This window comes from Pseudomonas sp. LFS044, from assembly GCF_047978245.1.
GTDB lineage: Bacteria > Pseudomonadota > Gammaproteobacteria > Pseudomonadales > Pseudomonadaceae > Aquipseudomonas.
The window spans coordinates 16,710-34,176 of record NZ_JBFPFX010000007.1 but is presented as its reverse complement, the minus strand read 5'-3'; the positions used below and the strand labels follow the sequence as shown (position 1 = coordinate 34,176).

The 17,467-nt window shown below is 62.7% G+C and carries 21 protein-coding genes; 7 read left to right on the top strand and 14 right to left on the bottom strand.

The annotated features are described in order from the left end of the window. Positions 1-63: 63 nt before the first annotated feature. Entirely contained in the window at positions 64-1,008 is a 945-nt protein-coding gene (locus ACNQPL_RS07660) for a lysophospholipase (protein ID WP_416466361.1), read from the top strand. A 33-nt stretch (positions 1,009-1,041) separates the two neighbouring features. Further along, positions 1,042-1,512, top strand: coding sequence for a MaoC family dehydratase (locus ACNQPL_RS07655; RefSeq protein ID WP_012315672.1), 471 nt, complete (start codon positions 1,042-1,044; stop codon positions 1,510-1,512). Between the two features lie 122 nt (positions 1,513-1,634). Here ACNQPL_RS07655 and ACNQPL_RS07650 read toward each other — a convergent pair whose 3' ends face one another. The 8 genes from ACNQPL_RS07650 to ACNQPL_RS07615 form a co-directional block, all read right to left on the bottom strand. Further along, positions 1,635-2,873, bottom strand: a complete 1,239-nt coding sequence (locus ACNQPL_RS07650; protein WP_416466360.1) for an RNA polymerase sigma factor — start codon at positions 2,871-2,873, stop codon at positions 1,635-1,637. Then, positions 2,873-3,358, bottom strand: coding sequence for an SRPBCC family protein (locus tag ACNQPL_RS07645; RefSeq protein WP_346611610.1), 486 nt, complete (start codon positions 3,356-3,358; stop codon positions 2,873-2,875). The genes ACNQPL_RS07650 and ACNQPL_RS07645 overlap by 1 nt, the downstream gene beginning before the upstream one ends. A gap of 21 nt (positions 3,359-3,379) precedes the next feature. After that, a complete protein-coding gene (locus ACNQPL_RS07640; protein ID WP_387531475.1) occupies positions 3,380-3,724 on the bottom strand; it encodes a YciI family protein in 345 nt (114 codons plus the stop codon). A 44-nt stretch (positions 3,725-3,768) separates the two neighbouring features. Beyond that, positions 3,769-4,194: a YybH family protein gene (locus tag ACNQPL_RS07635; RefSeq protein ID WP_416466359.1), complete on the bottom strand. Its 426-nt coding sequence runs from the start codon at positions 4,192-4,194 to the stop codon at positions 3,769-3,771. A gap of 102 nt (positions 4,195-4,296) precedes the next feature. Then, positions 4,297-4,773: a GyrI-like domain-containing protein gene (locus ACNQPL_RS07630; protein ID WP_416466358.1), complete on the bottom strand. Its 477-nt coding sequence runs from the start codon at positions 4,771-4,773 to the stop codon at positions 4,297-4,299. Positions 4,774-4,783: 10 nt separating this feature from the next. After that, positions 4,784-5,431 (bottom strand): LysE family translocator, encoded by a 648-nt coding sequence (locus ACNQPL_RS07625; protein ID WP_346611614.1) that lies wholly within the window; start codon positions 5,429-5,431, stop codon positions 4,784-4,786. Positions 5,432-5,510: 79 nt separating this feature from the next. Next, positions 5,511-5,843 carry a type II toxin-antitoxin system HicB family antitoxin gene (locus ACNQPL_RS07620; RefSeq protein ID WP_387531466.1) on the bottom strand — a complete coding sequence of 111 codons (333 nt, stop codon included), beginning with the start codon at positions 5,841-5,843 and terminating at the stop codon, positions 5,511-5,513. A gap of 299 nt (positions 5,844-6,142) precedes the next feature. After that, a complete protein-coding gene (locus tag ACNQPL_RS07615) occupies positions 6,143-7,108 on the bottom strand; it encodes a threonine dehydratase (RefSeq protein WP_416466357.1) in 966 nt (321 codons plus the stop codon). A gap of 76 nt (positions 7,109-7,184) precedes the next feature. On the opposite strand from ACNQPL_RS07615, the gene ACNQPL_RS07610 reads away from it, so the two are divergent. Further along, positions 7,185-8,546, top strand: a complete 1,362-nt coding sequence (locus ACNQPL_RS07610) for a PLP-dependent aminotransferase family protein (RefSeq protein ID WP_416466356.1) — start codon at positions 7,185-7,187, stop codon at positions 8,544-8,546. Positions 8,547-8,611: 65 nt separating this feature from the next. Here the strand turns inward: ACNQPL_RS07610 and ACNQPL_RS07605 are convergent, their stop codons facing one another. Continuing rightward, a complete protein-coding gene (locus ACNQPL_RS07605; protein WP_346611618.1) occupies positions 8,612-8,869 on the bottom strand; it encodes a DUF2790 domain-containing protein in 258 nt (85 codons plus the stop codon). Positions 8,870-9,145: 276 nt separating this feature from the next. On the opposite strand from ACNQPL_RS07605, the gene ACNQPL_RS07600 reads away from it, so the two are divergent. After that, entirely contained in the window at positions 9,146-9,595 is a 450-nt protein-coding gene (locus ACNQPL_RS07600; protein ID WP_416466354.1) for a GNAT family N-acetyltransferase, read from the top strand. On the opposite strand, the gene def is transcribed toward ACNQPL_RS07600, so the two are convergent. The 3 genes from def to ACNQPL_RS07585 form a co-directional block, all read right to left on the bottom strand. Further along, positions 9,550-10,086 (bottom strand): peptide deformylase, encoded by a 537-nt coding sequence (gene def / locus ACNQPL_RS07595; protein WP_416466353.1) that lies wholly within the window; start codon positions 10,084-10,086, stop codon positions 9,550-9,552. The two genes, ACNQPL_RS07600 and def, sit on opposite strands and share 46 nt — an antisense overlap. Then, entirely contained in the window at positions 10,083-11,036 is a 954-nt protein-coding gene (locus ACNQPL_RS07590) for a YihY/virulence factor BrkB family protein (RefSeq protein WP_346611621.1), read from the bottom strand. The genes def and ACNQPL_RS07590 overlap by 4 nt, the downstream gene beginning before the upstream one ends. A gap of 180 nt (positions 11,037-11,216) precedes the next feature. Next, the gene (locus ACNQPL_RS07585) at positions 11,217-11,396 is read right to left on the bottom strand and encodes a CsbD family protein (protein ID WP_346611622.1); all 180 of its coding nucleotides are present in this window, start codon (positions 11,394-11,396) and stop codon (positions 11,217-11,219) included. Between the two features lie 244 nt (positions 11,397-11,640). On the opposite strand from ACNQPL_RS07585, the gene ACNQPL_RS07580 reads away from it, so the two are divergent. Further along, positions 11,641-13,110 carry a right-handed parallel beta-helix repeat-containing protein gene (locus ACNQPL_RS07580; protein ID WP_416466352.1) on the top strand — a complete coding sequence of 490 codons (1,470 nt, stop codon included), beginning with the start codon at positions 11,641-11,643 and terminating at the stop codon, positions 13,108-13,110. Positions 13,111-13,300: 190 nt separating this feature from the next. After that, positions 13,301-13,681 carry a hypothetical protein gene (locus ACNQPL_RS07575; RefSeq protein ID WP_416466351.1) on the top strand — a complete coding sequence of 127 codons (381 nt, stop codon included), beginning with the start codon at positions 13,301-13,303 and terminating at the stop codon, positions 13,679-13,681. Between the two features lie 2 nt (positions 13,682-13,683). On the opposite strand, the gene ACNQPL_RS07570 is transcribed toward ACNQPL_RS07575, so the two are convergent. Further along, positions 13,684-14,520 (bottom strand): S1 RNA-binding domain-containing protein, encoded by an 837-nt coding sequence (locus ACNQPL_RS07570; protein ID WP_346611625.1) that lies wholly within the window; start codon positions 14,518-14,520, stop codon positions 13,684-13,686. Between the two features lie 130 nt (positions 14,521-14,650). On the opposite strand from ACNQPL_RS07570, the gene ACNQPL_RS07565 reads away from it, so the two are divergent. Further along, the gene (locus ACNQPL_RS07565) at positions 14,651-15,511 is read left to right on the top strand and encodes a DUF6279 family lipoprotein (protein ID WP_416466350.1); all 861 of its coding nucleotides are present in this window, start codon (positions 14,651-14,653) and stop codon (positions 15,509-15,511) included. 43 nt (positions 15,512-15,554) lie between these two features. Here the strand turns inward: ACNQPL_RS07565 and aceK are convergent, their stop codons facing one another. Beyond that, a complete protein-coding gene (gene aceK / locus ACNQPL_RS07560; protein ID WP_416466348.1) occupies positions 15,555-17,264 on the bottom strand; it encodes a bifunctional isocitrate dehydrogenase kinase/phosphatase in 1,710 nt (569 codons plus the stop codon). Between the last annotated feature and the right edge of the window lie 203 nt (positions 17,265-17,467).

The following is a 17,467-nucleotide window of genomic DNA, read 5'->3' as shown; positions in this document are numbered from 1 at the left end:
TTCCTGCAATCCGGGCGCATGTGCATACACTGAGCGCATAGCCCTGAGAGCAAAGGATCCGCCATGCCACACGACGCCTTCTGGCTGCCCGCCAGCGAGCACTGCAGCCTGTATGTGCACCAATGGTTGCCGGCCACGCCGGTCAAGGCCGTGGTGCTGCTGGCGCACGGCATGGCCGAACATGCAGGGCGCTACCAGCACCTGGGCCAGGCCCTGAGCGCTGCTGGCTACGCCCTGCTGGCCCCAGACCTGCGCGGCCACGGCCGCACCGCAGAACTGGGCAGCCTCGGCCTGTTCGCCCGGCAACATGGCTGGAATGCCGTGGTCAATGACCTCGGCGTGCTGGCCCAGCACATCGGCCAGCAGTACCCCGGCACGCCGTTGTTTCTGTTCGGCCACAGCATGGGCAGCTACATCGCCCAAGCCTACCTGATGCACCACAGCGCCAGCCTGCACGGCGCGATCCTCAGCGGCTCCAACTTCCAGCCCGCGGCGCTTTACCGCACGGCACGCCTGGTTGCCCGGCTGGAAGCCTGGCGCCAAGGCCCACAGGGCAAAAGCGCGCTGATCGAATGGCTGTCGTTCGGCTCGTTCAACAAGGCGTTCACACCCAACCGCACCGCCTTCGACTGGCTCAGCCGCAACCCCGCGGAGGTGGACAAGTACGTCAGCGACCCATTGTGCGGCTTTCGCTGCAGCAACCAGCTGTGGCTCGACCTGCTTCATGGCCTGGCGCAGATCAGCCAGAAAAGGAACCTGGCGCAGATCGATCCGAACCTGCCTTTGCTGGTAATTGGCGGCGAATGTGATCCGGTGAGTGCCGGCAAGCGTCTCACCCATCTGGCCGACGCCCTGCGCGCGACCGGCAATCGACATGTACAGCTGCGCGTCTATCCTGAGGCGCGGCACGAAGTGCTCAACGAACTCAATCGGGACGAGGTCACCGCCGATATTCTCGCGTGGCTGGAGCAGGCGCTGACCCTTGGCCGCCCTGCCCGCAGTGAATGATATCGGCCTTGTCCGCCCATCAAGGAAACGCCAATGACCCAGGTCACCAACACACCTTACGAAGCCCTCGAAGTCGGCCAGAAAGCCAGTTACGAAAAGTCTGTTGAAGAGCGCGACATCCAGTTGTTCGCCGCGATGTCCGGTGACCACAACCCGGTGCACCTGGATGCCGAATTCGCCGCCAAGAGCATGTTCCGCGAGCGCATCGCCCATGGCATGTTCAGCGGCGCGCTGATCAGCGCTGCAGTCGCCTGCACCCTGCCTGGCCCTGGCACCATCTACCTGGGCCAGAAGATGAGCTTCCAGAAGCCGGTAAAAATCGGCGACACGCTGACCGTGCGCCTGGAAATCCTCGAGAAACTGCCCAAGTTCAAGGTGCGCATCGCCACCAATGTGTACAACCAGAACGATGAGCTGGTGGTCGAGGGTGAAGCCGAGATCCTGGCACCGCGCAAGCAGCAGACCGTCGAGCTGGTGTCGCCGCCGAACTTCGTGGCCAGCTGACGCTTCCGCCAGCACTGGCCCTGTCGCCGGCAAGCCAGCTCCCACAGGTATCCCACCCACCTTCAGAGCAGTGGGGTACCTGTGGGAGCTGGCTTGCCGGCGACAGGGCCAGCACTAGCGACTTATTCCAAAGCCTGTATGCGTTTTTCTATATGCCGCCGCTCCGGCGCTTGTTGGGTCAGCGCCAATGCCTGCTGCCAAGCCTTGCGCGCCTCTTCGAGATTCCCCAACTGCTGATGCAGCTCTGCCCGCGCCGCGTGCGCCAAGTGATAGTCACGCAACTCGCCCGCTGCCAGAATCGCCTCAACCTCCGCCAGCCCCGCCTGCGCCCCATCCCGCCTGGCCAGCGCCACCGCTCGATTCAATGCCACCACCGCCGACGGCCAGTGCCGCTGCAGCACATCGTACAGCCCGACGATTTCAGCCCAGTCCGTATCCTCTGCCGTGGCCGCCTCGGCATGCACCGCCGCGATCGCTGCCTGCAACGTGTAAGCACCAAACGCCCGACTGCCCAACGCCAGTCGCACCAGCTCGCAGCCCTCGCTGATCTGCCCACGGTCCCACAGGCTGCGATCCTGCTGGTCGAGCAGCACCAGGTTGCCTTCGACATCGCTGCGGGCATGCTGGCGCGAGGCCTGCAACAGCATCAATGCCAACAAGCCGACGGCTTCCGGGTCTGGCAACAATTGCACCAGCAAGCGACCCAGGCGGATCGCCTCATCACTCAATGCCTGTTGCAACAACGCCTCGCCCGCAGACGCCGAATACCCTTCGTTGAACACCAGGTAGATGACCCGCAGTACGCTGTCCAGCCGTTCAGGCAACTCATGCAGCTCCGGTACCTGATAGGGGATACGCGCATCGCGGATCTTCGCCTTGGCGCGGACGATGCGCTGCGCGATGGTCGCTGGGCTCTGCAGAAAAGCACGGGCGATCTGCTCGGTGGTCAGGTCACAGACTTCGCGCAGGGTCAGCGGCACCTGGGCATCCGCCGCCAATGCCGGGTGGCAGCAGGTGAAGATCAGCCGCAGGCGGTCATCGGCAAGCAGTTCTTCTTCACTGGGGTCTTGCCCCTGGCCTTCGATGAGCATGATCAGGTCCGCCTGCGAGCGGTTGAAACGCGCACGCCGGCGCAACGCGTCAATGGCCTTGAAACGGCCGGTCGACACCAGCCAGGCGCGTGGTTTGTCGGGGATGCCTTCACGCTGCCAACGCTCCACAGCGATGAAGAAGGCATCGTGCATGGCCTCCTCAGCCAGGTCGAAATCCCCCAGCAGGCGGATCAGCGTAGCCAGGATGCGCCGCGAATCACGGCGGTACACCGCCTCGACCTCGGCGCGCACCTGCTCCAGCGTCGTCATCAGTCCGGCATCCGCTGGGTCACCACCTCCACCAAGCGGTCAAGGCTCTCTCCCCAGCCCTGGTGAAAGCCCATTTCCTCATGGGCCCGGCTATCGGCGGCGCTCCAGTGCCAGGCGCGGGCGGTGTAGCGGGTCTTGCCCTGCTCCTCGTCGAAGGTCACCACCGCGGTCATGAAGGCCTTGGCCGAAGGTACCCAGCCGGGCCCGAAGGCGTCGGTGAACACCAACCGGCGCGGCGCGGCGATCTCCAGGAACACGCCCTGGGTTGGGTACTCGGTACCGTCGGGCGCACGCATCAGGGTACGAAACAGGCCGCCGACCCACAGTTGCATTTCGCATTCCGGGGTGGTCATGCCATGCGGCCCCCACCATTGCATCAGCCACTCGGGCTCTGTCCAGGCGCGGAACACCTTGGCGGGCGGGGCGTCGATCAGGCGGCTGATAGACAACTCGTGCTGCGCTTGCGCAGGTTGGGCAAGGCTCATTGTTGTTGTTCTCCGTTGCAGTCAGGGTTGCAGTTCGCGCACCGGCCGTACTTCAACGCTGCCGACCCGTGCGGCGGGGATACCCTTGGCGATGTTCAGCGCCTCATTGAGGTCGCGGGCATCGACCAGGTAAAAGCCCGCCAATTGCTCCTTGGTTTCGGCGAACGGGCCATCGGTCAGGCTCATGTGGCCACCGCGTACACGCACCGTGGTAGCGGTCTGCACCGGTTTGAGCGCCTCGGCGGCGAGCATGCGCCCGGCACCCTGCAGCGCTTCGGCGTAGGCCATGCATTCGGCGTCTTCAGGGCTGTCGGGCAGGCTGTGCAACAGCCCTTCGTCACAATAGACCAGGCAGAGGTATTTCATGGTCGTCTCCACGGCGTTGGCAAAGTGCGTTTGGCGATAGCCGATCAGGGCTTGAGATCGAACAGTGCTTTCTGGGTTTCCATGTCGAACGGCGCCGACCAGTGCTCGTGGATCACCTGCCACCGGCCGCCTGACCTGCGATAGGCCACGGTGGCGCGCATGAAACCGCACTGGCTCTCGTCGTCCGACGGGCCGCAACGGTTGAGCCAGTGGGCCAGGCCCAGGTCGCCATCGGCGTGCACCGTGAGTTCGGCCTGTTCGAAGATCATCGGGCCGCTGCACATGTTCATGCACATTTCCCAATGCGCCTGGTACACAGCCTTGCCCTTGAACTGGAGTTCCTTGATGGCGTCGAAGGCGACGATATCGTCGGCATAAGGCGCGACGATGGCCGGGATGTCGCGGTCGCGCACGGCTTGCATCCAGCGGTCGATGAGTTGGCGGATTTCGCTTTCGGCTGCAGCGTTCATCGGGTGTTCCTCCGGTCGGTCATGAGCAGGTGGGCACGGGGTTGCCCTGTGCCTTCATCTCTTGGTCGAACGGTAGCCGGGGAAATCGACAGGCCCAGGCAATTATTTGCGCTGCAGCGGCACCCAGATTTCCATCACCGCCTCGGGGTCTGCGGGATCAAAGGCCGCAGGATAGCGCTCGAACAGCGCTGCATCTGCCTGCTGCTCGCCCGATTGTGCCAACCACAGGAAGATGCCGTCGAATGTAGCCTTGAGGCCTTGCAGGCTACCGCGATGCTCGAACACCGCGTAATGCTGCGGCGCCAGCGTCAGCGTGCTGAAGCCTTCAGGCAAAGGCCCGGCAGTGCTCACCTCGACACCTGCAAGATAGTCGAAGCCACCCTGCTGGTCAGGGTTGTAGCAAACGCCGTAGCTGTCCCGCCCGTGTTGCCCGGGCACCTGGCCGATCTGTGGCGCGAAGCGTTGCCACAACAGCGGCAGCCCGCTCAGGTCACTCATGCCGAAGCGGTCGGCGAAACCGGCCAGGGCCAGCAAGCGCCCTTCCTCATAACGCGCAGGGGGTATGGGTTGCAGCGTCATTTGCATTGCCTCACGGGATGGCTGGGGTGGCGAGAATGAATTCACGGTAGCCCGAAACGATCACATACACCGCGAAATAGCAGAAAATCGCGGCCGACAGCAGGTACGACCAGGTCAGCAGGCGGTCCCCAAGCAAGCGCCCGCCATGGCTGGCAATGCCGCAAATGCTCATGCACCAGACCAGGCCGGCGACGAAAAAGCCGCTCAGGAACAACCCGGCATCGAGCAGGCTGCCACCGCCCGAGCGGGAAATCAGTACACCGCCGACAGCGGCGAACCACAAAATGGCGGTGGGTGACGACATGGCCAGGAAGATGCCGCGCAAGAATTCGCGCCAGGCCGATTCCACCACCACCTCACTTCGCGCTTCCATGTGCCCGCCACGCCAAGCTGCCAGCAGCATCTTCAGCGCGAACCACACCAGCAGCGCCGAGCCGCCCAGCCATAACGCCCAGCGCACGCTTTCGAACTGCAGCAGCACGGTCATGCCGGCCAGCGCCGCGATAGCGTAGACCAGGTCGCCGACACACGTGCCCAGGCCAAGCCAGAAGCCTTGCATAAAGCCGCGCTGCATGGCGAGGGTGATCATGGCGATATTGGCAATGCCGATATCGAGGCACAGGGACAGGCTGAGGAGAAAACCGTTGGAGAAAGGCATTGAGTACTCGATGACCGGCCAATTAAGCGCCGTAGAGCCTGCCACGAGTAAATGCGGGATTGGAAGAAGAAGTGTTCGGTCAGGCGAAAGCCGCCTGCTCGAACACCTCATCCGCCCACTGGTTCAAGCTCTTGCCGGCAGCTCGGGCTGCAATGCTGGCAGCAGCGTGGACTTCAGGCCGGATACGCAGCATGACCTTGCCCGACGCCGGCTTTTCGGGAGTGATGCCCTGCTCTGCGCAATCGGCAAGGTAGTCTTCAAGCGCTTCGCTGAAGGCTTCGTGCAGTTCGGGGACGGAACTTGCGTGAAAACTGATGATGTCACGCATGCCAAGCACGCGGCCGACAAAAATATCGTCACGCTCATCGTATTCAATTCGGGCAGCATAGCCCTTGTAGCGCATGCAACTCATAGGCTGACTCCTGCCCGCAGCAAGAATTCGCGGGCCTCTTCAATCTGATACCGCCTGGCTTCCTTGCCTGGATGGGGGCGATGACATCTCCAGCATTGGTCCCCAAGCACCAGCTTGACCCTGGAGCCTTGCCGCTCCAGCACTTGCCCTCCGAGATGAAGCACCAGTGCTTCAATCTCGGAAAAAAGCCAATGACGACGTGGTTGGCGACCTGGAGATAGCGTCGAGAATCTTTCGGTATCGAGTGTTCATCGAAAAATGCTATCAAATTAAGATAGCACTTATTCCTCGATATTCATTCAGGATTTTTCATCGCCCATCAGAACCTGCGCATAACGCGCCCTGTCCACATTCGCGCCACTGAGCACCACAGCCACCCGCTTGCCCGCTTGCCGCCCGCGCTCCTGCATCAGCGCTGCCAGCGCAGCAGCGCCCGCCCCTTCGGCAGTGTTGTGCGTCGCCTCGTGATACACCCGCATGGCCTCGGCGACTTCGTTGTCGGTGACCCGTACGATGCGCGCGGCATGCTCACGCACCAGCGCAAAAGCCTGCGGGTGCGGCACGCGGCACGCCATGCCATCGGCGAAAGTATCGGCGGTGGCGGTGGTGACGATGCGGCCCTGCTCGAAGCTTTGCGCATAGGCATCGGCCGCGCTGGACACCACACCCACGATTTCGGTCTTCAGCCCCAGCAGGTTGCGGGCCTGGATCAGCCCGCAGATGCCCGATCCCATACCGATCGGCACGTACACGCAGTCCAGGTCGCGCACCGCTTCGAACAGTTCCAGGGCGTAGGTGGCCACGCCACGCACCAGTTCCGGGTGGAACGACGGCACCATGGCATACCCCAGCTCGTCTGCCAGGCGGGCCGCCTCCTCGCGGGCCACGTCAAAGTCGACACCGTGCTCTACCAGTTCGGCACCGAGTGCACGCATGGCGGCGTTTTTCTCCCTGGAGTTGCCCTCGGGCACGACGATGACCAACAGGATACCTGCCTGGCGTGCGGCCAGGGCCATGCTCTGCCCATGATTGCCGCGGGTCGCGGTGACCAGCCCGCGGGGTGGCTCGCCACCGGCCAGCAGCGAACGCACATAGACCAACCCGCCGCGTACCTTGAATGCGCCGGTGGGCGCGTGGTTCTCGTGCTTCACCCACACCTGGCAGCCCAGCCGCTGGGCCAGCAAAGGCCAGGCGTGCTGTGGGGTAGCGGGTACATGCTGGTGAACGTAATCGGCGGCTTCGCGCAGGGCTGCAAGGTCGAACATGGCGATCATCCCTCTTCGGTATGTGGTTGATCCGATCCTATGCGCCGGGCATTGTATGGGTAAAACTTTATATTGCATGGGTAGCAATTTCGTGTGGATCCCGCAGCTGGTCGATGATGATCAACCCCGCTACCTGGCCCTGGTCGATGCGATTGCCAACGCCATCGAAAACGGCACGCTCAAGGTCGGTGACCGCCTGCCACCGCAACGGCGGCTGGCCTGGAAACTGGGCCTGAACCCCAGTACCACGCAGCAGGCCTACCGCGAAGCTGCCGCTCGGCACCTGGTGGCTGGCGAAGTGGGCCGCGGCACCTACGTGCTGGCGGGCAGCAAGGAAGCCACCCTGTTCCGCATCAAGGAACACCATGGGCAACAGCCGCTGATCGACCTGTCGACCAACGTACCGGTGGCCGACCCGCACAATCTTGATTTGCACGACAGTTTACGCAGCCTGCTGCAACGCCCCGATAGCGGCTTGCTCGATCATTACCTGGGCCCCGAGCAGTTGCTGTTGGGGCGAATCCGCGGCGCGCACTGGTTGGCCAACCGCGGCCTCACCCTGTCGGCGGACGAGCTGCTGCTGTGTGGCGGTGCCCAGCAGGCGCTGGCACTGGTGCTGCAGTCGTTCTGCCAGGCGGGTGAGCCGGTCATGCTCGAAGCCCTGAGCGCACCAGGCATCAAGGCGGCCTGCCGGCAACTGCGCCTGCCCGTGCATGGCGTGGCACTGGACAACCAAGGCCTGCGGCCCGATGACCTGGACCGGGTCGCGCGCGCCAGCGGTGCCCGCGTGCTGGTCACCACACCTACCCTGCACAACCCCACGGGCGCCTGCATGGACGATGGTCGCCGCGAGGCGATTGCCGAGGTCGTCCGACGCCTGGGCTTGCTGGTAATCGAAGATGATGTGTATGGCGCGCTCAGCGACAGCCGGCCGCTGTACCCGCTGCTGGGCAATAAAGGGATTTATATCAGCAGTCTGTCCAAGACAGTGGCGGCAGGGTTGCGCCTGGGGTGGGTGGTGGCTACCCCGCCGGTACTGGCGCAGGTCGATCCACACGCCCAGGCCAGCCACTGGTCAGTGTCGCCGCTGAACCTGCATGTCGCCTGCCAGTGGATCGAAGACGGCACGGCAGCGCGGCGACTGGCCTGGCAGCGCAAGGAGACTTCCGAGCGCTGGCGCCTGACGCGCAGGCTGCTCGGCGAGCGGCTGCAGAACACGGCTCAGCCTTCCCCCCATGCGTGGCTGGCCACGCCGCATGGTGCGGAGAAGGTTGTAAGGCAATGCCGCGAACAGGGTGTGGAAGTCGTCCCGGCCAGCGTGTTCGCCATTGGCGCGTCGCAGGTGCAGGCCGTGCGCATCAGCCTGTCGGCGGCAGCTAGCCGGGCGCAACTGAAACGGGGCCTGGAGGTCGTACACCAGGTGCTGTTGGAGCAATGAAAGGGGAAGACGAAAGCAGCTTCTTCGCGACTGCTCGACGCGAAGAAGCCGCTGACGTTGGGCTATCAACCCTGCTGGCAACCTTCGCCCATGGCGCGGTACTGAATGGTGTGCACCTGGCCCTGATGGTCTTCATAGGTCATGGTCGCAGGCACCACTTCGCAGACATTGGGGATGGTCGACAGGTTGATCACCCGTTTGATGTCCAGGTTCATGGTGTAGTCGTACTGCTGGGCCACAGGCTCGCTGGAGACGGGTCTGGCCTCATCGGCAAGGGCGAACGAGGACACACCGACCAGTGCAAGAATCAGTAATGGTTTCATGGATGTTTGGCCTTTAAAGCAATCAAGCTGATCGATTGACTTCATATGCCGTCAATGGCGCGGAGAAGTTGTCATCAACTGCGAAGATGACACGAAGTACCGATCCCGCTTCGTCGTACTGCCAGGGGGGATAGGTGAAATTCTACTCCCGGCCTGCAATAGTTGAACCCCGAACTCGGACATTCACCCTTGCAGCCTTTGCAACAATCTGCGACAAAGCGAAACGGTTTGAAGGCCTGAAAACATTGGGCTAGAGCCGCCGGCGACTGGAAACCTATGACCGCCCTACTCTGCACGCCACTGACCGACTTCGAACGAAGATTGTTAAATCATTTTTACAAACAGCACGGCTCGCGCATGCGCGCAGCCAGTGACGGTGAGCTGTGGGTAGCACGCAGTGACGCCATCATTGCCGGTTTGAGCCTGAGCCCGGTTGCCGATGGCCACTGGCTCACCGGCCTGCTGGTAGCGCCACAGTGGCGCAACCAGGGCGTAGCCGCGCAGCTGGTAGAAGCGGCATTGGCCCAGGCCGATGGCTGCACCTGGCTGTTCTGCCACCCGGACCTTGCGTATTTTTACCGCCGCCTGGGCTTTACCCCTGCGTGCAGCCTGCCCGAAGCTCTGGCCTCACGCCTGGTGCGCTACCAGCGCAGCAAACGCCTGATGGCCATGGCACGTGTTCAGTCGTCGCTGGCGTCCAAGCCTGGGAACAGCACCTCGGTATAACCGAACTTGGCAAAATCCTGGATGCGCGAAGGGTACAGCCGCCCGACCAGGTGGTCGCACTCGTGCTGCACGACCCGCGCGTGGAAGCCATCGGCAACCCGGTCGATCGGGTTGCCCTGCGGGTCGAGCCCTTCATAACGAATGTGCTTGTAACGCGGCACCACACCGCGCAGGCCCGGTACCGACAGGCAGCCTTCCCAACCGTCCTCTACCTCGGTCGACAGCGGGGTGATCACCGGGTTGAGCAGGATGGTCTGCGGCACTGCCTCGGCATCCGGGTAGCGCTCGCTGCGCTCGAAACCGAAAATTACCAGCTGCAGGTCAATGCCGATCTGCGGCGCGGCCAGGCCGACGCCGCCGACATGGCGCATGGTTTCGAACATGTCGTCGATCAACTGCTGCAGTTCGGCACTGCCAATCAAGTGCTTGGGCACTGGCGGGGCGATGCGCAGCAGGCGCTCGTCGCCCATCTTTAAAATGTCACGAATCATCGCGGGTTCGGCTCGGTGGTCTGCGGCTCGGCCGGGTGTTCATGGCCGAGCACGGTGATGGTTTCCTTGGGTTTTTCACCCGCGAAATCCTTCTCACCGGGGTCCTTGCCTTCAGCTGACATGTGTTCGATCACTGCATTCATTTCCGCCCCTAGCAACAGCACGGCAGCGGAGATGTAGAAGTACAGCAACAGCACGATGATCGCACCGATACTGCCATACATGGCGTTGTAGTCGGCGAAGGTCTTCACATAATAAGCGAAGCCCAGCGAGGCGACGATCCACACCACCACGGCCAGCACCGAGCCGGGCGTAATGAAGCGAAACTTCTGCTTTACGTCGGGCATCACGTAATAGATCAGCGCCACCGCCACCATCATCAGAATGATGATCGCCGGCCAACGCAGGATGGTCCACACCGTGACGATGACCTCCTGCATGCCGATCTGCGCGGCGATCCACTCCATCACCTGCGGCCCCAGCACCATCAACGCAGCCGCCACCAGCAACATGCCGGCGATACCAATGGTGTAGAAGATCGACAGTGGAATGCGCTTCCATACAGGGCGCCCTTCAGGCACGTCGTAGGCGGCGTTCATTGCGCTCATCATCAGGCGCACACCCGCAGAAGCCGTCCACAGGGCGATGACGATACCCACCGACAGCAACCCGCCTTTGGACTGCTGCAACTGGTCAATTACCGGGTTCACCTGTTCCAGCGCCTGGGGCGGTAGCACCAGCTCTGACTGCAGGCGCAGCCACGAGAAGAAATCGGGCAAATGCAAGAAGCCGATCAGGGCTATGAGGAAGAGCAGGAAGGGGAACAACGAAAACAGCATCTGGTAGGCCAGCGCCGAGGCATAGGTGGACATCTCGTCATCGAGAAATTCCGTGACGGTACGCACCAGTACGCGGTGCAAAGGCAGGCCACCCAGGTCGGGAAAAATCATAGCGTCTCCTTTCGCCGCTTGATCAGTACAACAGGGAAGTCTAATAGACCACGCGGCTGCCGTGCTGCTCCCTGCCTCACTACAAGAAAATAGCTACCCAGCATTCGTTGCAGCGGCGGCCACGTGTCGCAACACGAAGGTCGCCCCTGCAACGAAGAGGCCGGTACGGTCACTGCAGAATCAAGGCTTCTTCACAGCATCCTTGACGTCACCCTTGACTTGCTGCGCCTCGCCCTTGAGTTCCTGGGCCTTGCCCTCTGCACGCAGTTTGTCGTTGTCGGTAACTTTACCCACGCCCTGCTTGATGTTGCCGACCGCTTCATTGGCCAGGCCTTTCGCTTTGTCTTTAGTGCCGCTCATGGCAAATCTCCTGCAAATGGAGACACGTAATCCGTGTCGACAAAAGGTGGACCGGCCGCCTTCGCCAGGAGTTTCAAACTTTTTTCCAATCTCAAGCCGAGCGGTAAATCTGCGGGCGAATACCGCACCGAATCGGCAGCATACCTCTGCGCAATGCCGTCTGGCTCCCCTAGAATCGCCCTTAAACAGCAACCCGACGCCGGTTGCCAGCTTATAAAAACAACAGCTTACGGAAACCCGCACCATGCGTTTGATGCCTCTGCTCGCAGCCTTGCTGCCACTGCTGCCGCTGCCTGCCCTGGCCGCCGCACCGGCCACCGAAACCTTGAAGGTCGACCGCTACAGCGATGATGACCAACCCGGCACCTTGCGCTGGGCCATCGAAACCAGCAACAAGAACCCCGGCCACTACCGCATCGATATCGCCGCGGTTGGCCAGGCGCCGTTCGTCATCCGCCCGACCCGCGCGCTGCCGGAAATCAAGGGCCCGGTGCGAATCACAGGCCTGTCCTGGGCGCGCGACGGCCAATACATCGCCATCGACGGCGCCGGCTACATCAAGGACCAGGGCGTGCGCACCTGCCCCGGCGCCCTGCCCGGCCAATTCGGCACCAATGTGCGCACCACCACCAACCCCGGCCTGGTATTGCGTGACACCCAAGGTGTGCACCTGAGCGGCCTGGAAGTGCGCAACTTCTGCATCGGTATCCTGGTCAACCGCGCCAGCAACAACGTCATCGAAGACAACCGCATCGTCGCCAACAAAGGCGGGGCCGGCATCATGCTGACTGGCGATGACGGGGCCGGCAACCCGACCGCCACCACCACCAACAACAACAAAGTGCTGCGCAACCAGCTGATCGACAACGGCGATGGCCTGGAACTCACCCGCGGCGCGGCGTTCAACCTGGTGGCCGACAACCTGTTCCGCTCCACGGCCGCCAACCCGGAGCCGTCCCAGGGTATCGAGATTCTGCTGGGCAACGACAACAACGTGGTGCGCAACCGCTTCGAGAACTACTCCGACGGCCTGCAGATCAACTGGGGCAAGCGCAACTACCTGGGCGCCAACACCTTCAGCGGCAATTCGATTGGCGTCAGCGTCACCGGCGAGGGCAACATCCTCGACGGCAACCTGATCCACGGCAACCGCATCGGCGTGGCCCTGCGGCCGGAACCGGACATCACCACCACGCGCCTGACCGGCAACCGCATCTGGGGCAACAGCCAGGATATCCGCCGCTGCGAAGCCGGTGGCTCGTGCGTGCCGGATCAACGCACCGGTGCCATCGTGTTCGGTGTGCCGGCCCAGGCCCATGCGCTGTATGTGGGCTCGCGCGGGGTGGGTGCGGACCTGCCGAAAAAGGACCAGGCGATCATCTGCGATGCCAAGGGCGAACCCAAACCGTGCCAGCCGCTGCCCAACCATAACCAGCAGGCGCCACGGTTGCTGGGGCTGAACGGCAATGTGCTGCGCGGCGAAGTTCAAGGGCCGGCGTCGAGCCTGATGCGGGTCGAGGTGTTTGGTAATGCCGAGGCTGAGGGGACGGAAGCGGAGCAGTATCTGGGGGAAGTGCTGGTGAACAGTGATGCCAAGGGGCAGGCGCGGTTTGCACAGGCGCTGGAGAATGCCGGAGGGATGCGCAGCTTCACGGCTACTGTGACTACCGCAGACGGCGCGACTTCCGAGCTGAGCCTGCCGGTTCGCCGGTGAAGCAACTGCCCTCCTCGCTGGACAAGCCCGCCCCACAGGGCAGTGACATCATTGGGGTTTGCACTGTACCTGTGGGTGCGGGCTTGCCCCGCGAAGAGGCCGGGCCGGACAAAGCGGGGGGAAACCTTGCCCCGCTTCGTGCCACCCCTCACAATGCAGGCCTTTATAGCGTCACACCGCAGGAACCTGCATGAAACTCGACAAACCCGCCGCCATCGCCCGGCGCAACGAAGCACTGACCAAGCCCGTGCTCACCAGTGCCAACACCCTGTTCGCCACCCTCGACCGCAAACGCAACCTGTGGTGGTTCGAGGTGCCGGTGGCGCTGCTGCGCAAAGGCCAGCCCGACTGGGTCAACCTGCTGCTGCACACCCCAGAGACTGATGAGCTGCAGCACCTCAAGGTGCCGACCAACTTCATCAAGGCCCATCAGGAGCAGATGGAAGTGCGCAATGCCGGCAAGCGCCGCTCGACCATCAGCCTGGCGCTGAGCGCCGACCGCGACTCGCTGCTGCGCGACACCCGCCCGGGCGGCGAGCAGCTGGATTTCAGCACCTTCGTGCAGGCCTGACTTCAGGCGCGCTCGATGCGGTCGTCATGGATGACGATGCGGCCCTGCTTGAACAACGCGCCAATGGCCTTCTTGAAGTTGCCCTTGCTGACGTTGAACATGCGGCTGATCACTTCCGGGTCGCTCTTGTCGCACACCGGCAACACCCCGCCTTCGGCTTCCAGGCGTTGCATGATCTGCTCATGCAGCCCCTCGGCCAGCGCCTGGCCAACCGGTTGCAGGCTCAGTGCGATCTTGCCGTCGTGGCGCACTTCCTTGATGTAGCCCTTCTCATGCATGCCCGAACGCATGAACTTGAAGATTTCGTTCTTGTGGATCAGGCCCCAGTGGCGGTTGTTGATGATCGCCTTGAAGCCCATTGGCGTCTCGCCGGCCACCAGCAGTTCGACCGGCTGGCCAACCTGGTAGTCGGCCGGGGTGCGGTCCAGGTAACGGTCCAGGCGTGAGGTGGCGGTGATGCGCCGGGTGCGTTTGTCGAGGTAGACGTGCACCACGCAGTAATCGCCGATCTTCAGCGGCCGCGCCTCTTCCGAGTAAGGCATCAGCAGGTCCTTGGACAAACCCCAGTCGAGGAAGATACCCGCACCGTTGATGTCCTTGACCTTGAGGCTGGCGAACTCGCCCACCTGCACCTTGGGTTTTTCGGTGGTGGCGATCAGCTGGTCTTCGCTGTCCAGGTAGATGAACACGTTAAGCCAGTCGTCGACCTCGGTTTCGGCATTTTTCGGGATGTATCGCCCGGGCAGCAGGATCTCGCCGTCGGGGCCGCCGTCCAGGTAAAGGCCGAACTCCACGTGTTTCACGATTTGCAAACTGTTGTAACGCCCAAGCAGAGCCATTTCCGATGTTCCTCAAGACAAGGCGGCTATTCTACACCTGAAGCCAGCGCGCCGCCCGACCGCTGATTCGGCGGAACCCTCGGGGTGCCCTTGCGTCTACCGAGTGGCCAGCCAATGCAAGGATCTGCACATGCCTCTACGCCTGTCCAAAGCCCTGCTCATCGCCAGTGCATTTGCCCTGGCCCTGGTGGCCTGCAACCGCATGGACCTGGCCTACCGCAACCTCGACCGGCTGGTGCCGTGGTCGCTCAGCGATTACCTGGCCATGAACCGCGAGCAGAAAACACTGCTCGACGAACGGCTCAAGCAGCAACTGGCCTGGCACTGCAAGACCCAACTGCCCGGCTACCTCGACTGGCTGGACCGCGTGCGCGACATGGTCGCCGAAGGCCAGGTGACCGACCAGGCCCTGCAGCAGCGTACGCTCGAGGCCCGCCAGGCCATTGGCCGCGTCGCCGAAGCGATCACCCCGTCGGCCACCGAGCTGCTGCGCGGCATGAGTGATACCCAGGTGGCGCAAATGCGCGAGGCGTTCCGTGACGACATCAGCGAGCGGCAGAAGAAGTACGACGAGACCCCGCTGCCCAAACAGATCGCCCGCCGCGCAGAACGCATGGAAAAGCGCCTGACGCCCTGGTTCGGCGAACTCAGCGCGGCCCAGCGCCAACGCGTGCAAGCCTGGTCACAGGCGCTAGGCGACCAGAACCGCCAGTCGATCACCAACCGCGCGCACTGGCAGCAACAACTGGTACTGGCCATGAACCAGCGCGGCGATGCCAGCTTCGAGCCGCGCCTGGAGCAACTGCTGCAGCGCAAGGAAAGCCTGTGGACGCCGCAATACCGCGTTGCCTTTCAGAACAGCGAGCAGCAAACCCGCAGCCTGTTGATCGACCTGCTGCAGCAAAGCAGCCCGGCACAGCGTCAGTACCTGCAGGAGCGGCTGGCCAAGGTGCGCGCGGACTTCAGCGAACTCAAGTGCCTGAAGGGGTAGGAGCGGGCTTGCCCGCGAAGAGGCCGGTATTGCCCCAACAAAATCAGCGCCCCTTGCGCCGATACGGGAACACATCGATCACCTTGCCCTCGCGGATCGACGCCTGCAGGCCTTTCCAGTAATCCGCGTCATACAGCTCCCCATGCAACCGGCTGAACAGCCGCCGCTGGCCCATGTCGGCAAACAGAAACGGCGGAAACTCCTCGGGGAATACATCATGTGGCCCGATCGAGTACCACGGTTCGCCCGACATCTCGTCCTCGGGGTAGCGTGGCGGCGGTATATGACGGAAATTCACCTCGGTCAGGTAGCTGATCTCGTCATAATCGTAAAACACCACCCGGCCATGCCGGGTAACGCCGAAATTCTTCAGCAGCATATCGCCGGGGAAGATGTTCGCCGCCGCCAACTGCTTGATGGCCAGGCCGTAATCCTCCAGCGCCTCCAGCACTTGCGCTTCGCTGGCCTGCTCCAGGTAGAGGTTGAGCGGGATCATGCGCCGTTCGGTCCAGCAATGGCGGATCAGCACCGTGTCGCCCTCCAGGGCCACGGTGGACGGTGCCACCTCCAGCAGTTCGGCCAGGCACTCGGGCTCGAACTTGGCCACGGGAAAGCGAAAATCGGCGAACTCCTGGGTATCGGCCATGCGCCCGACCCGGTCGACGCTCTTCACCAGGCGGTATTTGTCGATCACCGTGGCGCGGTCCACCGTCTTCGACGGCGAGAAGCGGTCCTTGATGATCTTGAACACGGTGTTGAAGCCCGGCAGGGTGAACACGCTCATGACCATGCCGCGCACGCCGGGGGCCATGATGAAGCGGTCGTCGCGGTTGGCCAGGTGGTTGATCAACGCCCGGTAGAATTCCGACTTGCCGTGTTTGTAGAAACCGATCGACGTGTACAGCTCGGCAATGTGCTTGCCTGGGATGATGCGTTTGAGAAAGTTGACGAACTCCGCCGGCACCGGCACATCGACCATGAAATACGAGCGGGTGAAGGAGAAGATGATCGACACCTCGGCCTCGTCGGTGATCAGTGCATCGGCCTCGATACCATGGCCTTCGCGGTGCAATAGCGGGATCACCAGCGGCCACTGCTCATCACTGTTGTACAGCCGGCCGACCAGATAGGCGCCCTTGTTGCGGTACAGCACCGGCACGAACAGCTCCACGGCCAGCGCCGGGTCCTTGCATACCCAGTCCGGCAGGCAGCCCTTCAGTTGCTCCTCAAGGCGTGACACGTCGCCTTCGAGGTCAGCGTAGGCAAATGGGTAGTCCTTGAAGATAGCCCGCAACAGGCCCTTGAGGCTGCCATCGGGGGTATAGGTGCAGGTTTGCGCAGCGCGCTGGTGGCTGCGCATCGACGGCCGCGTGGTGTGGATGAACATGCAGCCGTCGTTGATCTGGTCATGGCTGAACAGGCTGCAGAACAACGAGTTGTACCAGGTCTCGGACAGCTCATCGTCCAGCCGCGGGTCGATCAGGCGTATGTAGGCGCTTTTGACCAAAGGCCACTGCTCTACCTCCAGCAGCACTTCATCATCAAACGCATCGCGCAGCCAGCCATTGACCTCCCCGACCTTCTGTTCATACAGGTTGATCCGAGCGGCCGCCGCCCGCTGGATATCCTGCCAGCGCGCCTGCTCGAAGCGTTCGCGGGCACCGAGGGTAATGCGGCGAAAATGCTCGCGGTAGTCGTCGAAGCCATCGAGGATCATCCGGGCGATCTCGCCGGCAGGCCAGTGCTGGGTCATGCGCGACACCTCGGGGTGGGGTGAGATAGACAGCTTAGTCGGCTGTGGACGTTTGTGGAGCCTTTACCGGCCCCATCGCCGGCAAGCCGGCTCCCACAGATTCACCAGACAACTCAAGGTTTCTGTGCGGGCTTGCCCCGCGAAAGGGCCGGCACTGATTCACACCGCAAGAATGAACAAGAACCGCCCGTCCACCATCAAGT

What these genes read in the sequence shown, in the direction of transcription:
- ACNQPL_RS07660 (WP_416466361.1), top strand. Translation starts at nt 64, where the DNA reads ATGCCACACGACGCCTTCTGGCTGCCCGCCAGCGAGCACTGCAGCCTG.
- ACNQPL_RS07655 (WP_012315672.1), top strand. Translation starts at nt 1,042, where the DNA reads ATGACCCAGGTCACCAACACACCTTACGAAGCCCTCGAAGTCGGCCAG.
- ACNQPL_RS07650 (WP_416466360.1), bottom strand. Translation starts at nt 2,873, where the DNA reads ATGACGACGCTGGAGCAGGTGCGCGCCGAGGTCGAGGCGGTGTACCGC.
- ACNQPL_RS07645 (WP_346611610.1), bottom strand. Translation starts at nt 3,358, where the DNA reads ATGAGCCTTGCCCAACCTGCGCAAGCGCAGCACGAGTTGTCTATCAGC.
- ACNQPL_RS07640 (WP_387531475.1), bottom strand. Translation starts at nt 3,724, where the DNA reads ATGAAATACCTCTGCCTGGTCTATTGTGACGAAGGGCTGTTGCACAGC.
- ACNQPL_RS07635 (WP_416466359.1), bottom strand. Translation starts at nt 4,194, where the DNA reads ATGAACGCTGCAGCCGAAAGCGAAATCCGCCAACTCATCGACCGCTGG.
- ACNQPL_RS07630 (WP_416466358.1), bottom strand. Translation starts at nt 4,773, where the DNA reads ATGACGCTGCAACCCATACCCCCTGCGCGTTATGAGGAAGGGCGCTTG.
- ACNQPL_RS07625 (WP_346611614.1), bottom strand. Translation starts at nt 5,431, where the DNA reads ATGCCTTTCTCCAACGGTTTTCTCCTCAGCCTGTCCCTGTGCCTCGAT.
- ACNQPL_RS07620 (WP_387531466.1), bottom strand. Translation starts at nt 5,843, where the DNA reads ATGAGTTGCATGCGCTACAAGGGCTATGCTGCCCGAATTGAATACGAT.
- ACNQPL_RS07615 (WP_416466357.1), bottom strand. Translation starts at nt 7,108, where the DNA reads ATGTTCGACCTTGCAGCCCTGCGCGAAGCCGCCGATTACGTTCACCAG.
- ACNQPL_RS07610 (WP_416466356.1), top strand. Translation starts at nt 7,185, where the DNA reads ATGGGTAGCAATTTCGTGTGGATCCCGCAGCTGGTCGATGATGATCAA.
- ACNQPL_RS07605 (WP_346611618.1), bottom strand. Translation starts at nt 8,869, where the DNA reads ATGAAACCATTACTGATTCTTGCACTGGTCGGTGTGTCCTCGTTCGCC.
- ACNQPL_RS07600 (WP_416466354.1), top strand. Translation starts at nt 9,146, where the DNA reads ATGACCGCCCTACTCTGCACGCCACTGACCGACTTCGAACGAAGATTG.
- def (WP_416466353.1), bottom strand. Translation starts at nt 10,086, where the DNA reads ATGATTCGTGACATTTTAAAGATGGGCGACGAGCGCCTGCTGCGCATC.
- ACNQPL_RS07590 (WP_346611621.1), bottom strand. Translation starts at nt 11,036, where the DNA reads ATGATTTTTCCCGACCTGGGTGGCCTGCCTTTGCACCGCGTACTGGTG.
- ACNQPL_RS07585 (WP_346611622.1), bottom strand. Translation starts at nt 11,396, where the DNA reads ATGAGCGGCACTAAAGACAAAGCGAAAGGCCTGGCCAATGAAGCGGTC.
- ACNQPL_RS07580 (WP_416466352.1), top strand. Translation starts at nt 11,641, where the DNA reads ATGCGTTTGATGCCTCTGCTCGCAGCCTTGCTGCCACTGCTGCCGCTG.
- ACNQPL_RS07575 (WP_416466351.1), top strand. Translation starts at nt 13,301, where the DNA reads ATGAAACTCGACAAACCCGCCGCCATCGCCCGGCGCAACGAAGCACTG.
- ACNQPL_RS07570 (WP_346611625.1), bottom strand. Translation starts at nt 14,520, where the DNA reads ATGGCTCTGCTTGGGCGTTACAACAGTTTGCAAATCGTGAAACACGTG.
- ACNQPL_RS07565 (WP_416466350.1), top strand. Translation starts at nt 14,651, where the DNA reads ATGCCTCTACGCCTGTCCAAAGCCCTGCTCATCGCCAGTGCATTTGCC.
- aceK (WP_416466348.1), bottom strand. Translation starts at nt 17,264, where the DNA reads ATGACCCAGCACTGGCCTGCCGGCGAGATCGCCCGGATGATCCTCGAT.